At 60.0% G+C, this 25,749-nt stretch carries 21 protein-coding genes; 11 read left to right on the top strand and 10 right to left on the bottom strand.

Translation table 11 applies throughout. From position 1 onward, the window contains the following. Positions 1-52: 52 nt before the first annotated feature. The 3 genes from BKD70_RS19450 to BKD70_RS19440 all read left to right on the top strand — a co-directional run bounded on the left by BKD70_RS19450 (position 53) and on the right by BKD70_RS19440 (position 3,428). Complete coding sequence (locus BKD70_RS19450; protein WP_230683705.1) at positions 53-2,143, top strand: bifunctional diguanylate cyclase/phosphodiesterase; 2,091 nt, start codon at positions 53-55, stop codon at positions 2,141-2,143. A gap of 63 nt (positions 2,144-2,206) precedes the next feature. Next, positions 2,207-2,953 (top strand): SDR family oxidoreductase, encoded by a 747-nt coding sequence (locus BKD70_RS19445; protein WP_047275617.1) that lies wholly within the window; start codon positions 2,207-2,209, stop codon positions 2,951-2,953. Positions 2,954-3,098: 145 nt separating this feature from the next. After that, on the top strand, positions 3,099-3,428 hold the full coding sequence (locus BKD70_RS19440; RefSeq protein ID WP_047275615.1) for a DUF4880 domain-containing protein: 330 nt from the start codon (positions 3,099-3,101) through the stop codon (positions 3,426-3,428). On the opposite strand, the gene BKD70_RS19435 is transcribed toward BKD70_RS19440, so the two are convergent. After that, positions 3,381-4,649 (bottom strand): AGE family epimerase/isomerase, encoded by a 1,269-nt coding sequence (locus tag BKD70_RS19435; RefSeq protein WP_047275613.1) that lies wholly within the window; start codon positions 4,647-4,649, stop codon positions 3,381-3,383. The genes BKD70_RS19440 and BKD70_RS19435 overlap by 48 nt on opposite strands. A 114-nt stretch (positions 4,650-4,763) precedes the next feature. Beyond that, positions 4,764-5,627, bottom strand: a complete 864-nt coding sequence (locus BKD70_RS19430) for a LysR family transcriptional regulator (protein WP_047276152.1) — start codon at positions 5,625-5,627, stop codon at positions 4,764-4,766. A 206-nt stretch (positions 5,628-5,833) separates the two neighbouring features. On the opposite strand from BKD70_RS19430, the gene hcnA reads away from it, so the two are divergent. Genes hcnA through hcnC form a run of 3 tightly spaced genes read left to right on the top strand, consistent with a single transcriptional unit; the run spans position 5,834 to position 8,803 of the window. Beyond that, positions 5,834-6,151 carry a cyanide-forming glycine dehydrogenase subunit HcnA gene (gene hcnA / locus BKD70_RS19425; RefSeq protein ID WP_047275611.1) on the top strand — a complete coding sequence of 106 codons (318 nt, stop codon included), beginning with the start codon at positions 5,834-5,836 and terminating at the stop codon, positions 6,149-6,151. Next, positions 6,148-7,545, top strand: a complete 1,398-nt coding sequence (hcnB, locus tag BKD70_RS19420; protein ID WP_047275609.1) for a cyanide-forming glycine dehydrogenase subunit HcnB — start codon at positions 6,148-6,150, stop codon at positions 7,543-7,545. The genes hcnA and hcnB overlap by 4 nt, the downstream gene beginning before the upstream one ends. A gap of 1 nt (position 7,546) precedes the next feature. After that, complete coding sequence (gene hcnC / locus BKD70_RS19415; protein WP_047275607.1) at positions 7,547-8,803, top strand: cyanide-forming glycine dehydrogenase subunit HcnC; 1,257 nt, start codon at positions 7,547-7,549, stop codon at positions 8,801-8,803. 64 nt (positions 8,804-8,867) lie between these two features. Here hcnC and BKD70_RS19410 read toward each other — a convergent pair whose 3' ends face one another. Continuing rightward, positions 8,868-9,317, bottom strand: coding sequence for a DUF1289 domain-containing protein (locus BKD70_RS19410; RefSeq protein WP_047275605.1), 450 nt, complete (start codon positions 9,315-9,317; stop codon positions 8,868-8,870). Positions 9,318-9,361: 44 nt separating this feature from the next. Continuing rightward, entirely contained in the window at positions 9,362-10,594 is a 1,233-nt protein-coding gene (locus BKD70_RS19405; RefSeq protein WP_047275603.1) for a ribonucleotide-diphosphate reductase subunit beta, read from the bottom strand. A 219-nt stretch (positions 10,595-10,813) separates the two neighbouring features. Between BKD70_RS19405 and BKD70_RS19400 the strand changes: the two genes are divergently transcribed. Next, positions 10,814-11,728, top strand: a complete 915-nt coding sequence (locus tag BKD70_RS19400; protein WP_047275601.1) for a LysR family transcriptional regulator — start codon at positions 10,814-10,816, stop codon at positions 11,726-11,728. Between the two features lie 3 nt (positions 11,729-11,731). Here the strand turns inward: BKD70_RS19400 and BKD70_RS19395 are convergent, their stop codons facing one another. Continuing rightward, on the bottom strand, positions 11,732-12,673 hold the full coding sequence (locus BKD70_RS19395) for a cupin (protein WP_047275599.1): 942 nt from the start codon (positions 12,671-12,673) through the stop codon (positions 11,732-11,734). A gap of 897 nt (positions 12,674-13,570) precedes the next feature. On the opposite strand from BKD70_RS19395, the gene BKD70_RS19390 reads away from it, so the two are divergent. Beyond that, positions 13,571-14,371, top strand: coding sequence for a glucose 1-dehydrogenase (locus BKD70_RS19390; protein WP_047275597.1), 801 nt, complete (start codon positions 13,571-13,573; stop codon positions 14,369-14,371). Beyond that, positions 14,364-16,190 (top strand): glycoside hydrolase family 15 protein, encoded by a 1,827-nt coding sequence (locus BKD70_RS19385; protein ID WP_047275596.1) that lies wholly within the window; start codon positions 14,364-14,366, stop codon positions 16,188-16,190. Before BKD70_RS19390 ends, BKD70_RS19385 begins: the two co-directional genes overlap by 8 nt. Positions 16,191-16,245: 55 nt before the next feature. On the opposite strand, the gene BKD70_RS19380 is transcribed toward BKD70_RS19385, so the two are convergent. The 5 genes from BKD70_RS19380 to BKD70_RS19360 form a co-directional block, all read right to left on the bottom strand. Continuing rightward, complete coding sequence (locus tag BKD70_RS19380; protein ID WP_047275594.1) at positions 16,246-18,723, bottom strand: TonB-dependent siderophore receptor; 2,478 nt, start codon at positions 18,721-18,723, stop codon at positions 16,246-16,248. Positions 18,724-18,891: 168 nt separating this feature from the next. Then, positions 18,892-20,556 carry a cyclic peptide export ABC transporter gene (locus tag BKD70_RS19375; RefSeq protein ID WP_047275592.1) on the bottom strand — a complete coding sequence of 555 codons (1,665 nt, stop codon included), beginning with the start codon at positions 20,554-20,556 and terminating at the stop codon, positions 18,892-18,894. Between the two features lie 213 nt (positions 20,557-20,769). Further along, a complete protein-coding gene (locus BKD70_RS19370; protein WP_371914012.1) occupies positions 20,770-21,639 on the bottom strand; it encodes a formylglycine-generating enzyme family protein in 870 nt (289 codons plus the stop codon). A 24-nt stretch (positions 21,640-21,663) separates the two neighbouring features. Continuing rightward, on the bottom strand, positions 21,664-23,013 hold the full coding sequence (pvdM, locus tag BKD70_RS19365; protein WP_047275590.1) for a pyoverdine-tailoring dipeptidase-like protein PvdM: 1,350 nt from the start codon (positions 23,011-23,013) through the stop codon (positions 21,664-21,666). Between the two features lie 117 nt (positions 23,014-23,130). Continuing rightward, a complete protein-coding gene (locus BKD70_RS19360) occupies positions 23,131-24,039 on the bottom strand; it encodes a LysR family transcriptional regulator (protein ID WP_080960215.1) in 909 nt (302 codons plus the stop codon). A 95-nt stretch (positions 24,040-24,134) separates the two neighbouring features. Here BKD70_RS19360 and BKD70_RS19355 point away from each other — a divergent pair, with 95 nt between their 5' ends. Together BKD70_RS19355 and ycaC are read left to right on the top strand one after the other, a co-directional pair. Next, on the top strand, positions 24,135-25,001 hold the full coding sequence (locus BKD70_RS19355) for a pirin family protein (protein ID WP_047275588.1): 867 nt from the start codon (positions 24,135-24,137) through the stop codon (positions 24,999-25,001). Between the two features lie 88 nt (positions 25,002-25,089). Further along, the gene (ycaC, locus tag BKD70_RS19350; RefSeq protein WP_047275586.1) at positions 25,090-25,716 is read left to right on the top strand and encodes an isochorismate family cysteine hydrolase YcaC; all 627 of its coding nucleotides are present in this window, start codon (positions 25,090-25,092) and stop codon (positions 25,714-25,716) included. The last annotated feature ends 33 nt before the right edge of the window (positions 25,717-25,749 follow it).

Below are 25,749 nucleotides of genomic sequence, written 5' to 3'. Positions count from 1 at the left end.
TTTCACGGTGCATGGATGCCGTTCGGCTAGCGCTCTGCAGAAGGTCCATGTTTTGGCAAGTTACTCCCCCGCGTTGGTTCTGATTTCTTTATGTGTGGCCATTCTTGCTTCCTACACCGCCCTTGACCTCAGCGGTCGCATCGCCACGGCGCGCGGCCGTGCTGCTTACCTATGGATGGGGGGCGGTGCGCTGGCGATGGGGTTTGGTGTGTGGTCGATGCACTTTATCGGCATGCTCGCGCTGTCGTTGCCCATTGAGCTGGGCTACGACCTCGGGCTGACATTGTGGTCATTGCTGGTGGCGATTCTTTCATCGGGGTTTGCCTTGTGGCTGGTCAGTCAACCGCGGCTGCCGGCGCTGCAACTGCTCTATGGCGCCCTGATCATGGGCGCGGGCATCAGCGCCATGCACTACAGCGGCATGGCGGCGTTGCGCATGCAGCCGGGGATCGACTACGACCCTGCGTTATTTGGTTTATCGCTGGTGATCGCCGTGGCGGCGTCGGCGGCCGCCCTGATGATAGCGTTCCGTTTGCGTCAACAAACGCCCTATGTGCGTCTGGCCCGGGCCGGGGCCGCAGTGGTCATGGGGCTGGCTATTGTCGGCATGCATTTCACCGGCATGGCGGCGGCGAGCTTCCCTGAGGGCAGTTTTTGCGGCGCAGCCCTGAACGGGCTGAGCGCCAAAGGGTTGGACAATCTGGTGCTGGTGGCAAGCCTGGCGGTGATGACCATCGCGCTGCTGACCTCGATCTTTGATGCCCGGCTGGACGCCCGGACCGCCGCGTTGGCGCAGTCCCTGACCCTGGCCAATGAAGAGCTGACCCAACTGGCCTTGCATGACAACTTGACCGGCTTGCCCAATCGCATCCTGCTGGCCGACCGCATCGGGCAGGCCCAGCGCAAAGTGGCGGAACAGGGCGGTTGTTTTTCGTTGATGTTCATCGACCTGGATGGCTTCAAACCCGTCAACGATGCCTTTGGCCATCACTTGGGCGATCGCTTGCTGCGCGAAGTGGCGCTGCGTATGCGTCAAGAGTTGCGGGGTCAGGACACGCTGGCGCGCATTGGTGGCGACGAGTTCGTCATGCTGGTGCGACTGACCGAGGCCAATGACGCGCCGCAGGTGGCTGCGCGGCAGGTCAGCCTGCTGTCGCGCTCGTTTCAGGTGGATGAGCATCAACTGCAAATTTCCGCAAGCATCGGCATTGCGCTGTACCCCGGTAATGGCGTCACGGCTGAAGAGTTGCTGATGAACGCCGACGCGGCGATGTACCACGCCAAAGGCGCAGGCAAGAACGGCTACAGTTTTTTCGAGGTGTCGATGAACACCAATGCCCGCAAGCAATTGCAATTGCTCCAGGACTTGCGCCAGGCGCTGGCGCAGCAGCAGTTCAGTTTGCATTATCAGCCCAAGATGGATGCCAGCACCGGTCAGCCGATCGGTGCCGAGGCGCTGTTGCGCTGGGAGCATCCGCAGCAAGGGTTGTTGATGCCGGATGCGTTTATCGACGTGGCGGAAAAAACCGGTCTGATCATCCCTATCGGTGAGTGGGTGCTCAACGAAGCCTGTCGCCAGATGCGGGTGTGGTTCGACCAGGGTTACAGCCACTGGCGGGTGGCGGTGAACCTCTCGGCGTTGCAGTTTTGTCACAAGGGGCTGGTCGACAGCGTGGCCTGTGCGTTGGCCCGACATCAATTACCGGCCAATAGCCTGACCCTGGAAATCACCGAAACCACGGCCATGAACGACGCCGATGCCAGCATGACGGTGTTGCAACAGCTGTCCCTGATGGGCGTCGACCTGTCCATCGACGATTTCGGCACCGGCTATTCAAGCCTGATGTACCTCAAACGCTTGCCCGCCAACGAGCTCAAGATCGACCGCGGGTTTGTCCGCGACCTGGAACACGACAGTGATGATGCGGCCATTGTGTCGGCCATTGTGGCGTTGGGTCAGGCATTGGGCTTGCGAATCGTGGCCGAGGGGGTAGAGACCGACACCCAGCAAAGTTTCCTGACCACGCTGGGCTGCGATGCCTTGCAGGGCTACCTGTTGGGGCCCCCCAAGCCTGCGCAACAGTTCATGTCCGACATCCACCGCGTTCAGCAAACATGCGCGGCACCTGACGCCGCGCACTGACAAAGGCGTAACGCCCGGTTATTCTGGCCGCAGGTTTACACCGTGAATGGGGAACGCGTATTTATGGACAAAGTCATCGTGATCACCGGTGGCAGCCGTGGCATTGGCGCAGCGACGGCGCTGCTGGCTGCCCGGCAGGGTTACAAAATCTGCATTAATTATCTGGCGGACGACGCGGCGGCCCATGAAGTGCTGGAGCAGGTTCGCGCACTGGGCGCGCAGGCCATCAGCGTGCGAGCCGATGTCAGCAATGAAGACGAAGTCATCAGCCTGTTCCTGCGGGTGGATCAGGAACTGGGGCCGGTGACGGCGCTGGTCAACAATGCCGGTACGGTGGGGCACAAGTCGCGGCTCGAAGAGATGTCCGAGTTCCGCGTGCTGCACACCCTCAAAACCAATGTGCTGGGCCCGATCCTGTGCGCCAAGCACGCGGTGCTGCGCATGTCGCCCCGGTATGGCGGCCAGGGCGGCAACATCGTCAATGTGTCGTCGGTGGCTGCCCGGTTGGGGTCGCCGGGCGAATACGTCGACTATGCGGCGTCCAAAGGCGCACTGGACGCTTTCACCATTGGCCTGTCAAAAGAGCTGGCGGGTGAGGGTATCCGCGTCAACGCGGTGCGACCGGGGTACATTTTCACCGACTTCCACGCGCTGAGCGGAGATCCGGGCCGGGTCAGCAAACTCGAATCCATGATTCCCATGGGTCGGGGCGGGCGCCCGGAAGAAGTCGCGGAGGCGATCGTCTGGCTGCTGTCCGACAAAGCGTCCTACGCCACCGGCACCTTTGTGGACATGGCCGGCGGACGTTGACCCGCGCAGGCGGCTAAACGCGGATGCGTCTGTCATGCCGGTGAGGCCTGTGTCACCTTGCAATTCATCTTGATATCACGATAATGCGACTTATTACTATTTGAGTTCGGTTGTCTTTATGAATTGTTCGAGTGGCACAGTCCCTATGAGCAAAAGCAGCGTTGACCCCATTACCCGTGCAGCTGTTGACTGGATGTTGCTGCTTGAATCCGGTCATGCCTGCCCGTCGGAACGTCAGGTGTTTAAAGCCTGGCTGGCTGAAAATCCCAAGCACCTCGCTGCATGGCTGCGCGTGGCCAATGTGCAACGGTTCAACCCGCGCACGCCCGCGGCCGACCCCGACCTGCTCAAGTTGGTGCAGCGCGCATTGGACGGGCGTTCCTTCTTCTCCCGGCATAAAGCCCTGCAACACGCGCTATTGGCTTTTTTAGTCGGTTTGGGCGTGCTGGCGTCCGGGTTGTTGTGCCAGGGCTGAGGCCAGACTGATCGCTAACGGCAGGCGCGGCAGCAGGGTAGCCTGATACGCGTGGTAGAGGTCCGGTTTGCCCGGCCATATACGGGCCGAAGGCCGGTTGTGCGGGTCCAGTTCGTGAAGCCAGCTGCCGTGTTCCCGATCGATCAGGTGCAGGTCGATAAAATCCCAGAAGCGTTGACCCCACTGCTCATATTCCGCTTCCCCCGTGCGCTGCCATAGCGCAGCGGCCGCTGCCGAGGCTTCGGCCAGGGTCCAGTGCAGACGTTCGCGAACCACCGGCCGGTTATCCCAATCCAGTGTGTACACGATGCCGGGCTGGCCGTCGGCATTCCAGCCATGCTGGCATGCGCTGTGAAACAACTGCCGGGCATCGTCCAGTAGCCAATCGGGTGTCGGCATGCCACGTCGCGTGCGCGCCGCTTCCAGATGCAACAACAGACGCGCCCATTCGAAGGCATGGCCAGGGGTTTTGCCGAAGGGGCGGAACGGGTCGGCCGGATGGTCGCGGTTGTAGTCGGGCAGCGGTTGCCAGTGCTCATCAAAGTGTTCGACCGGCAGGTAGCCAGCTTGAGCGGCCTGTACATGGATGACCCGCTCGGCGATCCGTAGGGCGCGGTCCAGCCACAGGTTTTCGTCCAGCACATCGGCCAGCGCCAGAAAGGCTTCGACGCCGTGCATGTTGCTGTTGGCACCGCGATACGCTTCGCACGCGCTCCAGTCACCGGTGAAAGACTCCAGCAACGCGCCTTCGGCTTCGCTCCAGAACGTGTCTTCCAGCAGCTCCACGGCATCCCCGAGTAATTCGGCAGACCCTTGTCGGCCAGCCACCGCGGCCGAGCTGAAGGCCAGTGCCACAAAGGCATGCAGGTAGGCTTGCTTGCGGGTGTTGCCATCGTGGGCGTGCGCGGTGGCGAACCAACCGCCATGACGGGCGTCGCGTAAAGGCCCCGCCAGTGCCGCCAGGCCGTGATCAATCAGCTGCGCACAATCAGGTAAACCTTGCAGGTGGGCGAGGGCGAAACTGTGCACCATGCGTGCCGTGGTCATGGTGTCGGCCAAAGCGTTATCGGGGCGCTGGCCAAAGGAGTCGAGGCTGGTAAAACCATCCGCCACCCGGGCGGCCCGGGCGAAGTCCACCAGCCGTCGGCCCTGATCATGCAGCCATTGATGATGGGCCGGGCAAGCCATCCAGCCAGCGTCGGTGCGGGTGAGGTCGGACATGGGTCACCTGTGTTGTCATTGTTATTGCGCGTTGCAGCAGCCTAAGGGATAGCGCCGCGACTGCAAAGCTGAAAGGTTTCAGGTGCCGCAGGTTTCATCCTGGCGCAGGCCGGATCAGACTTCCGGCCCCCAGCGCTGGGACCAGTCGCCGTCCAGCTTGACGATGTCGCGCAGCAACTCCAGCGCCTGTTGCAAGGCTGGGCAATCGCGCTCGCGTGAGTACACCAGATAGGTCGGGTAACTGAATTCAGGCGTTTTGGGCACCCGCTCCAGGGCGCCGCTGTTGAGGTAGCTTTGCACCACCCGCGTGCGGAAATAGCCACTGCCGCCGTTCTCAAGAATGTAATGCAGCGCCACCGGCCCGAGGTTGAAACTGACGGCAGCCCGCGCCTTTTCTGGCAGGGCGGCATCGTGCTGAAGGCGGAAATCCTCCCCCCAGTCCACGTACACATAGGGATCGGGCCTCGCGGGGCGGCGGATCTGGATCAGCTTTTCCTCCAGCAACTGTTCCACCTGCACGCCGGGCCAGTAAGCAGGCCGGTACACCAGCGCAGCATCCAGCAAGCCCATTTCCACTTGCCGCAACAAATGCTCGCCATCGCGAATCTGCACCCGCACGGCATGGGAACTCAGGTGCTGGCGCAAGGCTTGGGTCCAGCTCAGGATCAGCGGGTTGCACAGGCTGACCTCGCCCGCGATATGCAGAACCTGGTCAAGCCCTTCGGGGCGCGGCAAATCGCGCCGTGCCGCCTCCCAGGTGTGCAGTAGCTGGTTGGCATACACCACAAACGCTTCGCCTTCGGGCGTTAATTTGGCCCCCGCGCGGTTGCGGATGAACAGCGTCACCCCCAGCAGGCTTTCGAGTTTTTGCACCCGCGCCGTGACGGCGGTCTGGGTGACATGCAGGTTCTGGGCAGCGCTGGCCAGGCTGCCGTAGCGAACAATCTCAAGGAAGGTGCGAGCCAGATCGAGGTCCATGGAGCGTGCCAACAAGCAAAGGGCCATCAGTGTAAGGGCTTTCCGTCGCAAATTCGAAAAATGGAGCGGATCTATTGGCCTGCATCAATGCTTATTTTTACGAATCGTCTAACGTTCCGGTCTTGGTTCCCAGTGACCAAGACCTCTGGCTGCCTAACACCCGGAGGCCCGCGCTAAGCAGTTCATACAAAGGACAACATAAGAAAATGGATGATTTGAACCGGCAGTACGACATTCAACCTTTAATGCAGGCGGACATGACCATCCTGCTCAATGGCCAGGCGGTCAGCGCCGCGCAAGGCGAGACTGTACTCAGTGTCTTGAACGCCGTCGGCGTTCGTCAGGTGTCGGCCAACGACCATGGACAGGCCAGCGGCGCCTATTGCGGCATGGGCGTGTGCTATTGCTGCCTGGTCAATATTGACGGGCGGCATAAACGCCGGGCCTGCCAGACCGTGGTGCGCCCCGGCATGAAAGTCGAAACCGGGCAAAACCGGGTCGCAGAACAGGAGAAAGCCCGATGAGCCTTAATCCTGTGATCGTCGGCGGTGGCCCGGCCGGCATGTCGGCTGCCATTGAACTGGCGCAGCACGGTGTGCAGAGCACCTTGCTGGAAGAAGCCTCGCGCCTGGGCGGTGTGGTCTATCGCGGGCCGCTGCGCGAAGGCGTGGAGCTCGACTATTTGGGCGAGCGTTACAAGCAAGCCCTGCACACGTTGCATGATGAATTCGCCGGGATTGCCCGGCATGTCGATGTGCGGCTCAACCATCGGGTGATTGGCGGTCAGGGCGTACAGCGCCTGCAACTGCTGGATGTTAACGAGCAGGTGCAGGAAATCGCCTTCCCGCAGCTACTGCTGTCGGCAGGCTGCCATGAGCGCAGCGTGCCTTTTCCGGGCTGGACCACCCCCGGCGTGATCATGCTCGGCGGTCTGCAACTGCAAATCAAAAGCGGTGTGGTCAAGCCCAAAGGCCCGGTGTTGATAGCCGGTACAGGGCCGCTGTTAATGTTGGTCGCCTGCCAATTGCACGCGGCGGGCGTGGAAGTGGCCGGCGTGTATGAAGCCTGTGAGTTCGGCCGCATCGCCAAAGAAAGCCTCGCGCTGCTCAATCAGCCGCAACTGTTCCTCGATGGCCTGAGCATGCTGGTGTACCTCAAGCGCCATGGCATTACCGTGCGGTATGGTTGGGGTGTGGTTGAGGCCATGGGCGACGGTGAGGTGCAAACGATCAAGGTGGCGCCCTACGACAGCCACTGGCAGGCAGACCTGAGTAAGGCTCAGACAGTGACAGCTCGCACCCTGGCGGTGGGCTACGGCTTCATTCCGCGTACCCAGCTCACCCAGCAAATGGGCCTCGAACACGCCTACAACGTGGACGGTTACCTGGCGGCCACCGCCAACAGCTGGCAGCAAAGCAGCCAGCCGGCGATTCACCTGGCTGGGGACGTCACCGGCCTGCGTGGCGGTGAAGCCGCCATGCTGACCGGACGTATCGCGGCCCTCTCGATCCTGATGCAGCGCGAGGTGCTCAGCGAACAGCAGGCCCTCGATCAGCGGCGGGCCTATCTGAGCAAGCTCAACACCATCGTGCGCTTTCGCGGCGGGATTGACCGTTACACCCAGCGCGGCACCCGTCAGATTGACTTGCCACAGGCCGACACGGTGGTGTGCCGTTGCGAGCACGTCACCCGCGCCGACATCGACCTGGCCCTGAGTCAGGGAGTGCAAGACATGGCCGGATTGAAAATGCGCACCCGGGTCAGCATGGGCGATTGCCAGGGGCGCATGTGCGTCGGCTATTGCAGCGACCGTCTGCGCGACGCCACCGGGCGCCAGGATGTGGGCTGGTTGCGCCCGCGCTTCCCGCTGGAACCCGTGCCATTTTCGGCCTTCACCAATGCCTGCAAGGATGCCTGACATGATCAAGACCTATGACGTAGTCATCGCCGGTGGCGGGGTGATCGGCGCCTCAATCGCCTATCACCTGTCGCGCCGCAAAGACCTGAAAATCGCCATGATCGACTGCAAGCGCCCCGGCAATGCCAGCCGCGCCTCGGCGGGCGGCCTGTGGGCCATCGGCGAGTCGGTGGGACTGGGCTGCGGGGTGATTTTTTTCCGCATGATGTCGGCCGAACGCAAGCGTGAAGCCCAGGGCTCGGCAGTGGTGGTGGACTCCAGCACGCCGCACATCCTGCCGGACTGCTTTTTCGACTTTGCCTTGCAGTCCAACGCGCTGTACCCCGGCCTGCATGAGGAGCTCAAAGAAAAACACGGCATGGACTTCAAGTTCGAGCGCACGGGGCTCAAGTACGTGATTTATGACGACGAAGACCGCCTCTACGCCGAGCACATCGTCGCCCATATTCCGCATTTGGCCCATGAAGTGCGCTGGCTCGACCAGGCCGCGCTGCGCGAGGCGGAGCCGAGTGTCAGCCACGATGCCCTGGGCGCACTGGAGTTTCTGTGCGACCACCAGGTCAGCCCGTTCCGCCTCACGGACGCCTACACCGAAGGCGCTCGCCAAAATGGCGTGGACCTGTATTTCAACACCAACGTCACCGGCGTGTTGCGCCAGGGTTCGAAAGTCATCGGCGTGCGCACCGACAATGAAGGGGTGTTCCACAGCAAAACCCTGATTAACGCGGCGGGTGCGTGGGCGGCCGAATTGAGCGTGATGGCCACTGACATGAGCATCCCGGTGGCCCCGGTCAAGGGCCAGATTGTGCTCACCGAGCGCATGCCCAAGTTGCTCAACGGCTGCCTGACCACCAGCGATTGCTACCTGGCGCAGAAGGACAACGGTGAAATCCTGATCGGCAGCACCACCGAAGACAAAGGCTTCGACGTCACCACCACCTTCCCGGAAATCAGCGGTCTGGTGCAGGGCGCCATGCGTTGCATACCGGAACTCAAGGACGTCAACCTCAAGCGCACCTGGGCAGGATTGCGCCCGGGCTCGCCGGATGAACTGCCGATTCTGGGGCCGATGGCGGGGGTGGAGGGGTATTTGAATGCCTGCGGTCACTTTCGCACGGGCATCCTGACGTCAGCCATCACCGGCGTCATGCTCGACGCCTTGGTGCGCAATGAGCCTTTGCCGCTGGACGTGACGCCGTTTCTGGCAGACCGTTTCGACCTGCAGCCGGTAAGGCTGTCTAACGTCATCGGCGCCTGACACACGCCTCAACGGTGGGTGCCAGCCAACGGGCGCCCACCGTCTTGACTGTCTGCCGCGCGTGTTAAAGCGCCTGCGTCTGGATGCGCTGGTAATGCATCTCGGACAGCACAAAGAACTCTTTGTCGATCAAAGCCCGAACGTCCACCAGCGACATGCCCCGGATTTGCGGCGCAAGCCGTATGCCGTAGTCTTCGATGCGCTTGATCGTGTCCGCACCGCGCCAAATCACCTGATACGCCAAGTAATAAATGGAATGCTCAGGTCGCAGTTGAATCCTGCGCCGGGTGAGTTGGTCCTTGAGCAAGGCCTCGTCGAACACATCCACCAACCCTTGGGTAACACGGTCGAGCAAGTGCTCAAGCCGCCACAATACGGCTTGTTTGTCCGTTTCCGAATACCCGTTCCAGCCCACAATTTCATGGTGAAAACGTTTGCATCCCCTGCACACAAGGTCACCAAAAACCGTTGAGCACAGCCCCACGCACGGGGTTTTGATTTTCTGGCTACACATAAGTATCAGTTTGAAAAAGTGAGGGCCTCACCGGGCCGATAGGCTCAGTCCCAGCTTAATGCGCCGCCCGTCTGGTACTCGATGACGCGGGTTTCGAAGAAGTTCTTTTCTTTCTTCAAATCCATGATTTCGCTCATCCACGGGAACGGGTTGGTGGTGCCGGGGTATTCTTCTTTCAAGCCGATCTGGGACAAGCGGCGGTTGGCGATGAACTTCAAATAGTCTTCCATCATGGCCGCATTCATGCCCAATACGCCGCGAGGCATGGTGTCGCGGGCATATTCGATTTCCAGTTGCGTGCCCTGCAAGATCATTTGCGCGGCTTCATCTTTAAGTTCGGCATCCCACAAGTGCGGGTTTTCGAGTTTGATCTGATTGATCACATCAATGCCGAATTTCAAGTGCATGGACTCGTCGCGCAAGATGTACTGAAACTGCTCCGCCACGCCATTCATTTTGTTGCGCCGCCCCATGGACAGGATCTGCGTGAACCCGCAATAGAAGAAAATACCTTCCAGCACGCAGTAGTAAGCGATCAGGTTCTTGAGCAACTCTTTGTCGTTCTCGACCGTACCGGTTTCAAACGTCGGATCGGAGATCGAACGCGTGTACTTCAAACCCCAGGTGGCCTTTTTCGCGACCGAGGGAATCTCGTGGTACATGTTGAAAATTTCGCCTTCGTCCATCCCCAGCGACTCAATGCAGTACTGGTAGGCGTGGGTGTGAATCGCCTCTTCAAAGGCCTGGCGCAGGATGTATTGCCGGCACTCGGGGTTGGTAATCAACCGATACACCGCCAGCACCAGGTTATTGGCCACCAGCGAGTCGGCCGTCGAAAAGAACCCCAGATTGCGCATCACGATGCGGCGCTCGTCATCGGTCAGCCCTTCAGGGCTTTTCCAGAGGGCGATGTCGGCGGTCATGTTGATTTCTTGCGGCATCCAGTGGTTCGCGCAACCGTCCAGGTACTTCTGCCAGGCCCAGTCGTATTTGAACGGCACCAGCTGATTGAGGTCAGCGCGGCAGTTGATCATGCGTTTTTCATCGACCGCTACCCGGGCAGAAGCGCCTTCCAGCTCCGCCAGGCCTTCTGCGATGTCCAGTTGGTTCAGCGCGGCCTTGGCGCGCAGCGTGGCGGGGGTATCGTCAGCTGTCGCCTGACGTGCTTTGGCCGCCTCCTGATCGCCGACGCGGTTGAGTGCATCCAGCGCAGGCGAGGCGGGTCGCACTGCTGATGTGCCAGAGGCTTCGTTGTCAGAACTGTCCCAATTCAACATAGGGGTTTCCTTTCGGGGGAGGCGGGTACGGCCACGAACAGGCTCGTGGAATAGAGTGAGTCAAACGCTAAAAACACATCATGTAGTGTGTCTTTGTGTTTCTTGGCACACCATATAGTCGATACCCCGAAGGGTCAACCCGAAATTCCCCGGCGGTTTGCACGATCCAACGGGTGAATCTGATAGCCTTTGGCGACTTTTCCTTAGTGCAGGCCTGACATGGACTATTTCGCAGCGCTGAGTGCTTTTGTTGAGGCGGCACAGGCCAATAATTTTTCCCGGGCAGCCGAAAAACTGTCGATCAAAGCCTCGACGGTCTCGCGTTACATCAAGGACCTTGAGCAGGATCTGGGCATTGCCTTGTTCAACCGTTCAACCCGTACCTTGCGCCTGACCGAAGGCGGAGAGACGTTCCTGCACCATGCGTTGCGCGTGCTCGACGCGCTGGATCACGCCAAACAGGCAACGTCTTCGCTTAATCAGCACCCGCGTGGCCTGTTGAAACTGAATCTGCCCCCGGCATTCGCCCGCCAGCACATCCTGCCGGTACTCGGTGAGTTCATGTCGCGCCATCCCGAAGTCCGGCTGGACCTCACGCTGGACGACCATCACGTGAACCTGATCAATGCAGGGGTTGATCTGGCCGTGCGCATCGGGGTCTTGCCCGATTCCACCCTCAAGGCACGCAAGCTGGCCAATGAACGTACGCTGGTGTGCGTCAGTGCGGCCTATGCCCGGCAACACGCGCCGCCGGCAACGCCCCAAGAGCTGAGTGGCGTGTTATTGAATGGCAATCTGCCGGATGAGGTGTTTTTCGTGCCCGCAGAAGGTTTTGCCCACGGGGTGCAGCGCCTGGCGGTGGCGGGGCCTTTGCGGATCAATGACCTGGAAGCGCAGTTGCGGGCGGTCGAACAAGGGTTGGGCGTGGCGTGCTTGCCCGACTGGCTGGTGGCCGGGCAACTGGCCTCGGGCGCGCTGGTTCAATGGTTTGCGCAGTGGCAGGTACAAGCGACGCACGTGCCTGCGTCGCTGTGGCTGGTGTACCCGCCCAAGCGCACTGTGTCTTCCAAAGTGCGCTGTTTCATCGACTTCATGGTCGAACGGGTGGGCAGTCCGGCCTATTGGCAGTCGTGAGTGTCAGCTGAAACGGATATCCAGCGCCCGCAGGTAGGTTTGCAAGCCTGCGTCCTGAATAGGAATCAGAAAGGCCTCATCGTCCGACTCGTTGAAGTGCGCATGCCAGTAACCGGGCGGCGTGACAAACGCCAGCCCCGGCGCCCAGTCGACCCGGGTCGGATTACGGATCTGCCCGTTCTCGTCGATGTCCGTGCCCACCAGGGTGTAACACCCGGCCGGGCAATCAATGATGAAATCCAGCGCAATGGATTGGTGGCGATGGGGTTTTTGCACTGAACCGGCGGGCAAAATCCCGTACATCGCCCACAACACATGGGTCACCGTGCGTGTCTGGGGAAAATGCCGATTGCCCAGCAAGATACTGATCCGGCTCCGGTCCTGCGCCCTTGGGTCATCCGCCGCCTCACGCAGCTTTGCGTTGGCTGTTTGGGCCGGGTACAGCGTGGCGCTGAAGTGCTGTTGGGTGGGCGTGACGCCCAGATAACGCAACAGCGGCTCATCGTGAACGTAATAAAAACGTGCATCTTCATGGGCACTCAGCTGCAGCTCTTCCAGCCCGGGCACGGCAATAAAGCAGCCTTTTTCCCATTCAAACGCCACATCGCCTTGCACCAACCCACCGCGTCCGGCGATGACATACAACACCTGGGACGTCGCCGTGGGGGCCAAGGTCAGGTGGTCACCGGCATTGAGCCGGATAAAGTTCGCCAGCAGCCCCGGCCCGGTTGCCGGCCCTTCGCAGCCCAGCGCCTCACTCAGGTCTAAAGGGACAAGACGGCTAGGGCCAGTGTCATACAGCGAGGATGGAAAGTTCTGGTAAGGAATACGCGAAATCAACCCGGCACTGATCGGATTCGCGGCCTTGCTGTATTCGAAATATTCAGCGTCATGCTCGGCATCCAGCAGATCGACGTGGTGCAGTGAGGCGTTCAGGCTATTCATGCAAACCCCTTCTTCTTGTGAGTGACATATCGGGTACAGGCGCAAGCCACTATACGAAGCGCGGGTCCGCCCATTAAGGCCTCAAACGGAACAGCAGTTGTGCAGGGAAGGGGTCATGCGGTTTGGCGCAGTGAAAAGTTAATTCGAAGACAAACCACTGCTCAGGTGAGTCAGGCGACTGTCCTGACTCAGGCTCGACCTAGTTATTAGGAGTTTCAGATGTAGAAGTCCAGATGTGACCTGACAGTTTATGAATTGGCCGTCGTGAGGTCAGTTAAATTCAGTTAATTATTGTGGTCTGCCAGATTTTTTGCCATCTTCAACTATCACTGTCTGCAAGCGATCACAGCACTCAATACCTTTTTTCTGGATCATTCCATTCATTATTGTAGTGTGTCGGCATAAGGTACGATCAATCGGCCTCCGCTTATAATCGCCCTGACACGCTCATATAATTTTCGCCTTATATCGAAGGTCTTGTTGTGACTGCACCGTGGATCATAAGTGTTAGCGCTTATTTATATATTGGGTTCTAAGCATGTATCGATAATATTAGGGGGGTGTTGTTGTCATTATTGATGTGACTGAACAATAAGTGTGTGGTGTGTGGGTTGTAGGGTGATTAATGGTTTTTCAATGTTCGTTTTAAATATGATTGGGTCTGGTTTTTCGATTTTCTAAAGTTATAGTCTGGTGAAGTATGGAATGGGTATTTTCTTGTGGCTTAACGCCTCTGTAGGCATTAAATATTCAACGTTGAGTGTTTAAGCCGTTATTTAAATCTCAGCACGGGTAACGGGCTGCGCGGTGAGTACGTGGAACTGATAGCGCATTGAACTCCGGCCTGCTTCTACCAGTCAGCACTCCAAGCCCACTCACAAACAGGTGCTGACACTCATGCAAATTTCTCTCGCGCAACAGGTGGCGCTGGTCACTGGCGGCAGTTCCGGGATTGGCGCGGCCAGTGCCCGGGCGCTGGCGGCGGCCGGTGCGGCGGTGGTGGTGCATTACAACGCGCAGGCGGAACCCGCGCAGGCGTTGGCGGCCGAGATCAAGGCGGCCGGGGGCAGGGCGATTGCTCTGGGCGGGGATGTGTCGAAAGAGGCGGACGTGGAGCGTTTGTTCGAGCAGACGCTGGAGACGTTCGGGTACCTGGACATTCTGCTGGCCAATTCGGGCATTCAGCAGGACGCCCCGGCAGTCGACATGACGCTGGAGCAATGGAACGCCGTCATCGGTGTCAACCTGACCGGGCAGTTTCTGTGCGCGCGGTCGGCGCTGCGGATCTTCAAGCGTCAGGGCATTCGCGAAGGGGTGTCGCGGGCGGCAGGCAAGATCATTCACATGAGTTCGGTGCACCAGGTGATTCCCTGGGCCGGGCATGTGAATTACGCAACCTCCAAAGGCGGGCTGGACATGCTCATGCGCAGTCTGGCGCAAGAAGTCAGCCATCACAAAATCCGCATCAATGGCATTGCGCCGGGGGCGATCCGTACGGCCATCAACCGTGATGTGACTGAAGGCGAAGCTGAACAGGCGCTCCTGAAGTTGATCCCCTATGGCCGCGTAGGCGAGGCCGAGGAGGTGGCCAACGCGGTGGTGTGGCTGGCCAGCGATATGTCCGATTACGTGGTGGGCAGCACGTTGTTTATTGATGGCGGCATGAGCCTTTATCCGGAGTTCCGTGGCAATGGTTAAACCCGATACCGACACCCAAAGTCACATCGAAGCCCACGGCATCATTGGCGACATGCGCACCGCCGCGCTGGTGAATGACAAGGGCAGTGTGGATTTTTTCTGCTGGCCGGAGTTCGACAGTCCGTCCCTCTTCTGCGCGTTGCTCGACAGCCCTGAGGCAGGCATCTTTCAGTTGGCGCCGGACATGCCCGACGCCCGGCGTGAACAGATCTACCTGCCGGACACCAATGTCCTGCTGACCCGCTGGCTGGACAACGAGGCGGTGGTGGAGGTCACCGACCTGTTGCCCGTCAGTGATTGTGCCGATGAGTTGCCCGTGCTGATGCGCCGGGTGCGGGTGGTCAGTGGCCGGGCGACTTTCACGTTGCGCTGCGCGGTGCGTCATGACTACGCCCGTGCAGACACCCACGCCCGAGTAGACGGCGCGGATGTGTGGTTTGAGGCCTCTGGCCAACCGGCGTTGCGCCTGGCAGCCAGCCAGCCGCTGAGCGTTGAGCAGCAGGCGGCGTGCAGTACGTTCGCGCTGGCGCAAGGGCAGACCGCCGAGTTTGTCCTGGGCGCGGCTCAAGATCCGCGTGTCCGTGTGGGCAGCAGCGATTTGGCGTTGCAGCACACGGTGCAGTTTTGGCGGCAGTGGATTGCACAATCGACCTACCGCGGGCGCTGGCGCGAGATGATTAACCGCTCGGCACTGGCGCTCAAACTCCTGACGTCTCGCAAAGAGGGGGCGATTATTGCCGCCGCTACGTTTGGCTTGCCTGAAACCCGCGGCGGCGAGCGCAATTGGGACTACCGCTACACCTGGATTCGCGACGCTTCCTTCACGGTGTATGCGTTTGTCCGACTCGGTTTTGTCGAAGAAGCCAACAATTTCATGCGCTGGTTGCGCGGTCGTGTCGGGGATGGCTGCGACCAGCCGCTCAAACTCAACATCATGTATGGCATCGACGGTCGTCGTGAGCTGCCAGAGCGGGAGCTGACTCACCTGGCCGGCCACGGTGGTGCCACGCCTGTACGCGTGGGCAATGGCGCGGTGGATCAAGTGCAATTGGACATCTATGGCGAGCTGCTGGACGCGGTGTATTTGACCAACAAGTACGGCGAGGCGATCAGCCATGAAGGCTGGCAGCACGTGACGCAACTTGTTGATGAGGTGTGTGAGGTCTGGGATCAGAAAGATGTAGGCATTTGGGAGATGCGCGGCGAGAAGCATCACTTTCTGCATTCGCGGCTGATGTGCTGGGTGGCGCTGGACCGGGCCATCCGCCTGGCGTCAAAACGCTCGTTGCCCGCCCCCTTTGAGCGTTGGAACGCTGCGCGTCAGGCCATTCATGCCGATATCTGGGACAACTTCTGGGACGCTGAACGCGGGCATTTTGTGCAATACAAAGGCGGCACGGCGCTGGACGGCTCCATGTTGCTGATGCCGCTGGTGCGTTTTGTCGGCGCCACCGACCCGCGCTGGCTGGCGACCTTGCAGGCGATCGAACGCACGCTGGTGCGCGATGGCATGGTGTACCGCTATCTGAATGAGGAGGAGGGCATGGACGGCCTTGAAGGCACCGAAGGGGCGTTTGCGGCCTGTTCATTCTGGTACGTGGAATGTCTGGCGCGAGCCGGACAGGTAGAAAAGGCGCATCTGGAGTTCGAACAGTTGCTGCGTTATGCCAACCCGCTGGGCTTGTATGCCGAAGAGTTCGATTGCCACGCCCGGCATCTGGGCAACACGCCCCAGGCGCTGACGCATCTGGCGTTGATCAGCGCCGCCAGCTTCCTGGACCGCAAGCTCGATCATCAGAAAACCCAGTGGCAACCCTGAACGCACAAGCCCCGACGCAGTTGCGCCGGGGCTTGTCGGGTGATGCCAGTGACGCTTAGAACGTGTACTTGGTGGTCAACATCAGGCTGCGCGGCTCACCGTAGTAGGTGGTGTTGAAGTTGCCCAGTCCGGTCAGGTACTTCTTGTCGAACACGTTGTTGGCGTTGAGGTTGAACGTCAGGTGTTCGTTGTACTCGTAACGGGTCATCAGGTTGACCAGCGCGTAGCTGTCTTGCTCGATGATGTCGTAGTCGCCTTTGGCATTGTTGTAGATCTTGCCGTAGAACGGGCTTTGCCAGTTCACGCCACCGCCGACGGTGACCTTATTCAACACGCCCGGCAGGCGGTAAGTGGTAAACAGTTTGGCCACGTTTTCAGGTTTGGTGGTTTCCAGCGGATAACCGTACACGCGCTCACCGTCGTCCGAGCGGGTCTGGGCGTAGGTGTAACCGGCGCTGATGTTCCAGTCCGGCATGATTTCACCGCTCAGCTCGAATTCCACACCCTTGGTGGTCGCACCGTCGAGGGATTCGAAAATGCCCTCGTTGGTATTGGGGTTGGTGCCGATCTGGATCGGCAGTTTCTTCTGCTCGGTGCGGAACGCCGCAATGCTGGCGTTCAGGCGACCGTCGAAATATTCGCTTTTGAGGCCGATTTCGTAGCTGTTGCCTTCCGTGGGCGCCAGGGTGGTGCCCGAAATGCTTCTGTCGGTGACCGGTTTGTAAATCGAGGTGTAGCTGGCGTACACCGAGTATGTGTCGTTGATGTCATACACGGCACCGGCGTAAGGCGTCACCCGGCCATGCTGTTTGGACGTGGTTTTGTTGTCCTCAAAGGTAGGCGGTGCCTGTACGTAGTACTTGTAGGTGCTGTTGTACTGGAAGTCGCTGACACGGCTGCCGAGGATCAACGACAGGTCGTCGGTCGGTTTAAAGCGTGCGGCGATGTAAGCGCTGTTCTGGTTTTGATTGGTCTCGTACTTGCCGTTTTTCGGGAAGTCCGGCTTCGGGTATTTGCCCCTCCAGTCGAAAATACTGCCCGGCACTTTTTGTAACAGGCTGCCGTCAAAGGTTGCTCCGGTTTGACGGGACTCTTGGGAGGTATAGCCTACGACCAACTCATGTTCGCGACCAAACAGGCTGAAGGGGCCGGTTGCGTTGAGATCGAATGTGTTCTGGACACGGTGGCCTTCCCATTTGCCCCAATAGAAGAACATGCCTTCGCCCGTGACCGGATCGGGCATGTCGCCACTGGCCGAGCCCAACTGTGTGTCGTGATCGTTGACCTGCTGGTTCAAGGTGCCTTTGATTTTCCAGTCATTGGCGAACCGGTGTTCCAGCGACGCGAACGTGGTACGCGCCTGCACATCGCGACGGCTCCAGTCGGTGGCCGGGTTGAACGAGCGGCTGAAATCGGTCTTGGTGTAGTTGGAGAAGTAGTACGGGTTGCCGGTCCAGGACGAGCCTCGCGGCTTGATGTCCTGGTAGTCCATGCCAAAGGTGAACAGCGTGTCGGGTGTGATGTCGGCTTCAAGAATGCCGTAGAACACCTGGTTCTTTTTTGAGTAATGGTCGAGGTAGGAATCGGCGTCCTGAAGCGCGGTGACGAAACGCCCGCGCACGCTGCCGTCTTCGTTCAGCGGCCCGGAAATATCGCCTTCAGTGCGGTAGTTGTCCCACGATCCCGCGCTGCCGGTAATCGAAGCCTTGAATTCACGGGTCGGTTTCTTACGGATCAGGTTGACGGTGGCTGAAGGCTCGCCTGAGCCCGACAACAGGCCGGTTGCGCCTTTGACGATGTCGACGCGGTCATACAAGGCCATATCGACTTTGGTGGCGCCCTCGTCGAAAACGCCGTCGTACATCGAGTTAACGCCGTCGTACTGGAAGTTGGTGATGGCGTAACCGCGGGCCGAATACTCCATGCGGTCGCTGTCATACGCCTGGGTCGAAATGCCCGGCGCGTTGCGTAGCACATCACCAATGCTCTGTGCGCCTTGGTCATCCATGTTCTGGCGGGTGACGACCGTCACGGTCTGTGGCGTTTCCCGAATCGAGAGCGGCAGTTTGGTCGAACTGCTGGTGGCGCCCGTTGTGTAGGAACCTGTGCCTTCGGTGGTCAGCGAATTACCCAGGCCCTGCCCGGAAATGGTCGTAGCCCCCAGCTCCAGCCCTTTGCCCTGTGGCGCGTTGAGGATGACGGTGTCGCCGTTGAGCTGGTAGGACATGCCGCTGCCTTGCAGCAGGGTTTCCAGGGCTTTGACCGGTTCCAGCGAACCGGACACGGAATGCGATTTGATCCCTTGAACCTGATCGGCGCTGTACAGGATCTGCAGGTTGGCCTGCTTGCCCAGTTCGTTCAGCGCGTTGGCCAGCGATTGTGCCGGGATGTTCAAGGCCACCGGGGCCGCTTGAGCAAGGGATGAACCCAGCAGCACCGAGGCTACCAACGCACTGGACAACAGCGTGCGGCGAACGGTCTGGCGCTGGGTAGCGATCGAAAGCGGGGTCCGTCTCAAGTTTGGTCGTTGCATTACGTGCCGAAGCTCCGAAGGAGGGGATTATTGTTTGTTAATGGGAATAGTTATTAGACGCAGCGCGATTGAGAAACCGGAAAGAAGTTCCTGAAAAAGCGAAGATTTATTTTTTCAGCACGGTCTCCCTGCAGGCATCAGCACGTTAACGCCTGCAGGGAAGGGGCTTCAGGCGGGTTCCAGCGCCGTGCTGACCTTGCCGCTGTCCATGCGCACCAATTGGTCGGCGACGTCGAAATAACGGTCGTCGTGGGAAATGACGATGATGGTCTTGCCCAATCGCTTCAGGTCCGGCAGCAGTTCGGTGTAGAAAATCCTGCGGAACGTCGGGTCCTGATCGGCCGCCCATTCATCAAACACCAGCACCGGGCGCTCTTCGAGCCAGGCGTTGACCAATGCCAGGCGCTTGCGCTGGCCGGTCGACAGGTCAGTGGTGCTGAACTGACCGTCGTTGATGCTGACCTTGTGGGAGATTTCGAGACGTTTGAGGTACTGCTCGGCATCCTGCGGGATGTGCATGTCGCCTTGCACCACGTCGTCGAACAGGTAGTAATCGGCAAAAATCGTCGTGAACAACTGCCGGTAATCGTCGCGGCTTTGGGCCGTCACGGCATGCCCGTTGAGGCGTATTTCGCCCTGTTGGGGGGCGTACAGGCCCAGCAACAGCTTGATCAGCGTGGTTTTGCCGCAGCCGTTTTCACCGACGATGAACACAATGTCGCCCTGATTGACCGTCAGGTTGACCGGCCCCAGACGAAACGGCGCGCTGCCGTCCACAGGCGGGAAGCTGTAGCCCACATCCACCAGCTCCAGGCGCTTGACGGTCTTGTCCTGGGCAGCGGGTTCACTGAGCAGCAGGTGCGGTTCAGGGGAGTTGAACTGCTCGGAGAGGTCTGCAATGCGGCGGAAGGCGATTTGCGCCCGGCTGATGATCGGCAGGGTGCTGATGAGGTGCTCCAGCGGGCCTTTCATGTACAGCAACACCAGTACAAAGCCGCTGATCACACCGGGGTTGGCACTGGGCCACACCGATTGCATGGCCAGCGCCAGGCCAATGACCACGAAGAACAGCATCGAGCCCAGGCTTTTGGCAATCACGAAGGTGTTGATCGAGCGCACCTGAATGTCGCAGATTTTTTGCGCCGTGCGCTGGATGCCCGCAACGAACATGCGCTGGCGACGCGGGCGGTGTATGCGCAGTTCCTTGGCGCCTTCGGCAATGGCGTTGTAGTGCTTTTGCAAATCGTCTTCGGCTTCGCGGGCTTCATTGAAGCCGTTCAGGCCGTAGCCGCGTGCGATGTACTGGATCACTGTGCCGATCACGATGGCCACCAGCATCATCAGGAACATCGGCCACGAGAGCATGGCCAGGTAGCCCATGCAGCCGAGCGTTACCGTCAGGGAAATCGCCAGTGGCGCAAAGGCAAAGGCGAAGTCGCTGATGGTGTCGACGTCATGGGTCAGGACGGGGATCAGGCGATGGCTGCGATAGCGCTCGATCTGCGCGATCGGCGCTGACAGGACCTTCTCCCCCAGCTCTTTGCGCAGCCGGGCGATGATGTGCTGGCCGACATAGTTGCTGCCGATGTCCGAACAAATGGTGCTGATCAGCGCCAGTACGCACAGCCCGGCAAACAGGGCGACCACCTGCTGGGTCAGGCCGCCCTCGGTGTGCAAGGCACTGTTGATGGTGGCCAGCAACACCGTGACGCTCAGGCCGCCGACCATGCCTAGCAGGACGGACAAGCTGACAATGAGCCGGAACGGCTTGAGCAGATGGAACAGTTCTCGAAGAACCCCGGGGTTGGGTCGGGGTGTGGCGGGCTGGCTCATAAACAAGAGTTCCTTGGATCAAGGTAAGGACAGTCTCTTGTGAACGAGTGATTGGGCCATGGATTTAGCGTGGGTCAGTGCCGAGCCGCGAGGCGGCGGTTGAGGGCAAAGGGATCGTCCAGTGCGCGTGCGTCGCTCGATCAGGCAAGCCCGGCACCTTGACGCTGCCCCGCACAGCTTGTCAGCGATGACGGGGCAGTGCCCACCCGGACGTTAAAGCTCGCGCTGTACCCGCATGCCCACCCAGTCTCCCCGTGTCTGCGGGTAGATGTCATTGCGGTTGCCGGAGCGGGAGAAGACCGGCGCCTCGCCCCAGTCGTTGCCGCGTATCTGGCGCAGTTCGCAGGTGCTGTCCGTCACCCAGGCGCTGCCGTCGGTGGGGGCGCCCACGTAGTCGTTGTGTTTGCAGTCTTCCAGCCACTCGTACACGTTGCCGTGCATGTCATACACCCCAAACGCATTGGGCGGGTAGCTGCCCACGGGAGAGGTGTAGCTGTAGCCATCCGTCGGGCCGTACGTGTTGGCATGTTTGGCGATGCTGTAGGCCTTGCCTTCATCCATAGGGAAGGGGAATGGGCCGGTGGAGCCTGCCCGGGCGGCATACTCGCGGGTGGCTTCGCTGACCATGCGGTAGGGTTTGCCCGTCTTTTTCGACAGCCAACTGACGTAGTGTTGGGCATCGTCGAAGTCCATGCACACCGCCGGTTGGCGTGGACCCTGCGGGTAGCGCGGCTTGCTGGCAACGCACTCGCGTCCCGGGCGGTCGTCGCCGTCAGCAATCTTGACCCCGGTGTCCTTGATGTAGGCGTCAAATTCGGCGGCCGTGATCTGAAAGCGGCTGATGGCCAGTGGCTTGCTGAACGTCACCTTGTGCAGCGGCCCCTCATCGGGTTCGCGGCCGACTTCATCGTCCGGGGTGCCCATCATGAAGCTGCCCGTGGGCAACACCACCATCTGCGGGCAGTCCTTGCAGTCCTTGAACACCGTCCCCGGCCTGGCCGGTTCGTCTGCGTGGGCAAGGGCGGGCAGGCTGCACAACAGGGCAGCCAGCGAGAAGCGATACAGCGGATTCAGCGGATTCAGCGTCAACATGGTCAGCAAGTTCACTTATTGAAGAGAGACAGGTTTGGCGGCTTTTTGCACGGTGTCCCACACGCGCAGGAAGTTGCCGCCCCACAATTTGGCGATGTCGGCTTCCGAATAGCCGCGTTGCAACAGCTCGGCCGTGACGTTGCGGGTTTCGCTGACATCCTTCCAGCCATCGAGTCCGCCGCCGTCGTTGAAGTCGGAACTGATGCCCACGTGGTCGATGCCGATTTTCTTCACCGCGTAATCAATCGCGTCGCCGTAATCCTTGAGCGTGGCTTTCGGTTCTTCTTCGACGATGGCGTACAGCCCGGCCGCGTACTCCCCGAAGCGCTGCTCGGGCCAGACGGTAATGATCGGGTCGCCCGGCATCAGGGCCATTTCCAGGTTGTGCAGCGGCGGCAAATCGAACTGGCTGCGCAGGGTGTTGAGTTTGGCCTGGCTGTCCTGGCCAAGCGGGCGCAGGTAGGTCGGGAAGCCGACGATTTGCACCACGCCCCCGCTGTCCTTGATGAGCTGCATTTCTTTGTCGCTGAGGTTGCGCGGGATGTCCACCAGCGCCCGCGGGGCCGAGTGCGAGGCCACCATCGGCGTGCGGCTGAGCTGGCTGACTTGCTCCAGTGCCTTGGTCGACATCTGTGACACATCAATAATCACACCCAGATCGTTCAGGCGTCGTACCGCTTGCTTGCCGGTTTCAGACAGACCGTCGAGGGCATCAGGCGTGTCGTTGAAAAAAGGCAGCGGGCGCGAGGAGTCGGCCCAGTCGTTATTGCCGACGTAGCTGAAACCGAACATGCGCATGCCGCGTGCGGCCCACATGTCCAGCTGATTGAGGTCGTTACCCAGTGGGTAGGCGTTGAGCATGCTGATGAAGATGGCGAATTTTCCTTCGCCGTGCAGGCGTCGCAAGTCATCCGGGGTGTAGGCGATGCCGACCTGATTGGGGAAGTCGCGGACCATGCCGGTGATGATCCGGTAGCGCGCCTGCTGCTCATTACGCGCGGCCTCGACGAAGCCGGCGGTCGGGCGGTGCGGCGCGTTGGGGCCGTTCCAGATTTCCGGCCAGCCGAACACGGTCAGTGCCGCGCCGGATAACCGGCCCTTGGCGGCCTTGGCCAGGTCAAACTGCCCCGGCCCGTCCTTGTCGGCTTCGTTGCCCGCCGTGCCGAACTCCAGTGGCACCGTGATGTGGCTGTCAAACGACAGGATGCGGTCCTGAAGCGCGTCGGCCTGCTTGATGATCTTCAGCGGGTAACCCGGATTGCCCCGGTAAAACGTGTCCCACACCAGCACGCCGCCACCGATGGCGGCGGCCAGGGCCAGAGGAAGACCGAACAGCAGGGCTTTTTTAGAACGTGATTGAGTCATTGCCATCTCAGTAGAAATCCGCCGTCAAGGGGCAGGCGCGCGGCCTTTGCTATCTGGAAAGAACGAGGGGCAGTGGCATTAATTTAGAGGCAGGGGCGTCCATCACGTTCCGATGCGTCAAACCACGTCGCTGTGGCTGAATTCCTCGGCCAGAAAATCAATCAGCGTACGCACTGAAGGCAGTAATCCCCGGCGCGAGGGGAATACCGCGTGCACGATCCCGCTTTTGGGCGCCCAGTCCGGCAGCACGTTGACCAATTGACCGCTGGCGATTTGATCGCGAACCACCACATTGGGCAGATGCACCACGCCCAGGCCTGCCACGGCGGCCTGACACAGGGCGGGCAGGTCATCGGTGATGAGTTTGGGTGTGTGAGGGATCAAGGCGGTGGCGCCGTCGGGACCAAACAGTTCCCAGGCGTAGTCGCGACGGGCCGAGCCCCAAAACAAACTCGGCAGGCCGCTCAGGTCGGCGGGGCCGGGCGGGTTGGAAAAACGCGGCAGCAGCGCCGGGCTGGCGACCAGGCTCTGGAGGCTGTTGCCCAACACTTTCATCACCAGCTCACTGTTCTGCAGCGGCGGAAAGCGCACGCGGATCGCAATGTCGAAACCCTCTTCGATCACGTCCACCCGGCGGTTGGTGCTTTCAACGTGCAGCTCCACCAATGGGTACTTGAGCATGTAGCGCGTGAGCATGGCGCTGACCCACGAGTTGAGCAGCGAGGTCGGACAGCTCAAACGCACAATGCCTTGGGGTTCGGAGCGATTTCGTTCAATGACTTCAGCTGCCGCTTCGGCCTCGATGCGCATGGCCAGACACCGCTGGTAATACTCTTGGCCAATTTCCGTCAGTGAACAGTGGCGGCTACTACGCTGTATCAGCCGTACCCCCAGTCGCTCTTCCAGCTGGGCAATGCGCCGGCTGAGTTTGGATTTGGGCATGTCCAGCGCCCGGCCGGCGGCGGCGAAACCGCGGTGTTCGACCACTTGGGTGAAGTAATAGAGCGTGTTGAGGTCTTCCACCATCGTTCTCCAAATAGAACGCTAAGGTTTAAAAACGCAGTCTAGTCGACAAAACGCATCGAATCTAAGCTGTTGCCATGAATTACAGGAGGTACACGATGAAACACATTCTTGGCATTTACACAGCGCCGCGTGGCCACTGGGTCGGTGATGGTTTCCCGGTACGCACGATGTTTTCTTACGACCAGATGGGTAAACACATCAGCCCATTCCTGTTGCTGGATTACGCAGGACCCGCCGAATTTACGCCGACTACTCAGCGTCGCGGCGTAGGGCAACACCCGCATCGCGGGTTCGAAACCGTCACCATCGTTTACAAGGGCGAAGTCGAACACCGCGATTCCACCGGTAACGGTGGGGTGATCGGCCCCGGTGATGTGCAATGGATGACGGCGGCGTCCGGGATCTTGCATGAAGAATTCCATTCCGAGGCATTCGCCCGCCGTGGCGGCACCCTGGAGATGGTCCAGTTGTGGGTCAACCTGCCCGCCAAAGACAAAATGGCCGCACCGGGTTATCAGGGCATTCTGGACCGGGACATCCCGGATGTAGCCCTCAAGGACAACGCCGGACGGCTGCGCCTGATTGCCGGTGAATTCGACGGTCACCGTGGCCCGGCGCACACCTTTACTGACATCCAGGTGTGGGATATCCGGTTGCAGGCGGGCAAGTCGGCTACGTTTGATCTGCACGAAGGCCACAACACCGCACTGGTGGTGCTCAAGGGCGCCGTGCAACTGAATGGCCAAGAGATGGCACGCGAAGGCCAGTTGGCCTTGTTCGATCGTGATGGCACTCAGGTGCATGTCGATGCCGATCAGGATGCGGTGTTCTTGATCCTTAGCGGCGAACCGATTGACGAGCCCATCGTCGGTCACGGCCCGTTTGTGATGAACAGCGAGGCCGAGATTGAGCAGGCGTTTGTGGATTTTCAGTCGGGCCGTTTTGGTCGTATGCCCGCCTGATCTGAGTGTTGCAACGCGTTAAACCGCACGTCCGGGCCATGAAGGGTCATGGCCCGTTTTTTTGAATTACCCATGAGAGGAACACCCTGTGACGACTTCTTACAAGCGTTTGGACAAGGACAATGCCGCCGTTTTGTTGGTGGATCATCAGGCGGGTTTGCTGTCGTTGGTTAGGGACATCGACCCTGACAAGTTCAAGAACAACGTGTTGGCACTGGCCGATCTGGCCGCGTATTTCAAGTTGCCGACCATTTTGACCACCAGTTTTGAAACAGGCCCCAATGGCCCGCTGGTGCCGGAGTTGAAAGCGCAGTTCCCCGACGCGCCGTACATCGCCCGGCCGGGGCAGATCAACGCTTGGGACAACGAAGATTTCGTCAAGGCCGTCAAGGCCACAGGCAAAAAGCAACTGATCATTGCGGGCGTGGTGACCGAGGTGTGCGTGGCCTTTCCGGCGCTCTCGGCGCTGGCTGAAGGGTACGAAGTGTTTGTGGTGACGGACGCGTCCGGTACGTTCAACGAAATCACTCGCCACTCGGCGTGGGATCGTATGTCGGCCTCCGGTGCGCAGTTGATGACCTGGTTCGGCCTGGCCTGTGAGCTGCACCGCGACTGGCGCAACGATGTGGAAGGGCTGGGGGCGCTGTTCTCCAACCATATCCCGGACTACCGCAACCTGATCACCAGTTACACCACCCTGACGGCTGGCAAGTAACCGGGAAGGAAGCTGACGCTCAACGCGTCAGCT

The sequence above is a fragment of the Pseudomonas sp. BS-2016 genome (assembly GCF_001806145.1).
Classification (GTDB): domain Bacteria; phylum Pseudomonadota; class Gammaproteobacteria; order Pseudomonadales; family Pseudomonadaceae; genus Aquipseudomonas; species Aquipseudomonas lundensis.
The sequence above is the reverse complement of the archived record's forward strand: the minus strand, read 5'-3'. Positions and strand labels throughout refer to the sequence as shown.

Bases quoted from the DNA above. Each gene is read 5' to 3' on its own strand.
- BKD70_RS19445 (WP_047275617.1), top strand. From the start codon at position 2,207: ATGGACAAAGTCATCGTGATCACCGGTGGCAGCCGTGGCATTGGCGCA.
- BKD70_RS19440 (WP_047275615.1), top strand. From the start codon at position 3,099: ATGAGCAAAAGCAGCGTTGACCCCATTACCCGTGCAGCTGTTGACTGG.
- BKD70_RS19435 (WP_047275613.1), bottom strand. From the start codon at position 4,649: ATGTCCGACCTCACCCGCACCGACGCTGGCTGGATGGCTTGCCCGGCC.
- BKD70_RS19430 (WP_047276152.1), bottom strand. From the start codon at position 5,627: ATGGACCTCGATCTGGCTCGCACCTTCCTTGAGATTGTTCGCTACGGC.
- hcnA (WP_047275611.1), top strand. From the start codon at position 5,834: ATGGATGATTTGAACCGGCAGTACGACATTCAACCTTTAATGCAGGCG.
- hcnB (WP_047275609.1), top strand. From the start codon at position 6,148: ATGAGCCTTAATCCTGTGATCGTCGGCGGTGGCCCGGCCGGCATGTCG.
- hcnC (WP_047275607.1), top strand. From the start codon at position 7,547: ATGATCAAGACCTATGACGTAGTCATCGCCGGTGGCGGGGTGATCGGC.
- BKD70_RS19410 (WP_047275605.1), bottom strand. From the start codon at position 9,317: ATGTGTAGCCAGAAAATCAAAACCCCGTGCGTGGGGCTGTGCTCAACG.
- BKD70_RS19405 (WP_047275603.1), bottom strand. From the start codon at position 10,594: ATGTTGAATTGGGACAGTTCTGACAACGAAGCCTCTGGCACATCAGCA.
- BKD70_RS19400 (WP_047275601.1), top strand. From the start codon at position 10,814: ATGGACTATTTCGCAGCGCTGAGTGCTTTTGTTGAGGCGGCACAGGCC.
- BKD70_RS19395 (WP_047275599.1), bottom strand. From the start codon at position 12,673: ATGAATAGCCTGAACGCCTCACTGCACCACGTCGATCTGCTGGATGCC.
- BKD70_RS19390 (WP_047275597.1), top strand. From the start codon at position 13,571: ATGCAAATTTCTCTCGCGCAACAGGTGGCGCTGGTCACTGGCGGCAGT.
- BKD70_RS19385 (WP_047275596.1), top strand. From the start codon at position 14,364: ATGGTTAAACCCGATACCGACACCCAAAGTCACATCGAAGCCCACGGC.
- BKD70_RS19380 (WP_047275594.1), bottom strand. From the start codon at position 18,723: ATGCAACGACCAAACTTGAGACGGACCCCGCTTTCGATCGCTACCCAG.
- BKD70_RS19375 (WP_047275592.1), bottom strand. From the start codon at position 20,556: ATGAGCCAGCCCGCCACACCCCGACCCAACCCCGGGGTTCTTCGAGAA.
- pvdM (WP_047275590.1), bottom strand. From the start codon at position 23,013: ATGACTCAATCACGTTCTAAAAAAGCCCTGCTGTTCGGTCTTCCTCTG.
- BKD70_RS19360 (WP_080960215.1), bottom strand. From the start codon at position 24,039: ATGGTGGAAGACCTCAACACGCTCTATTACTTCACCCAAGTGGTCGAA.
- BKD70_RS19355 (WP_047275588.1), top strand. From the start codon at position 24,135: ATGAAACACATTCTTGGCATTTACACAGCGCCGCGTGGCCACTGGGTC.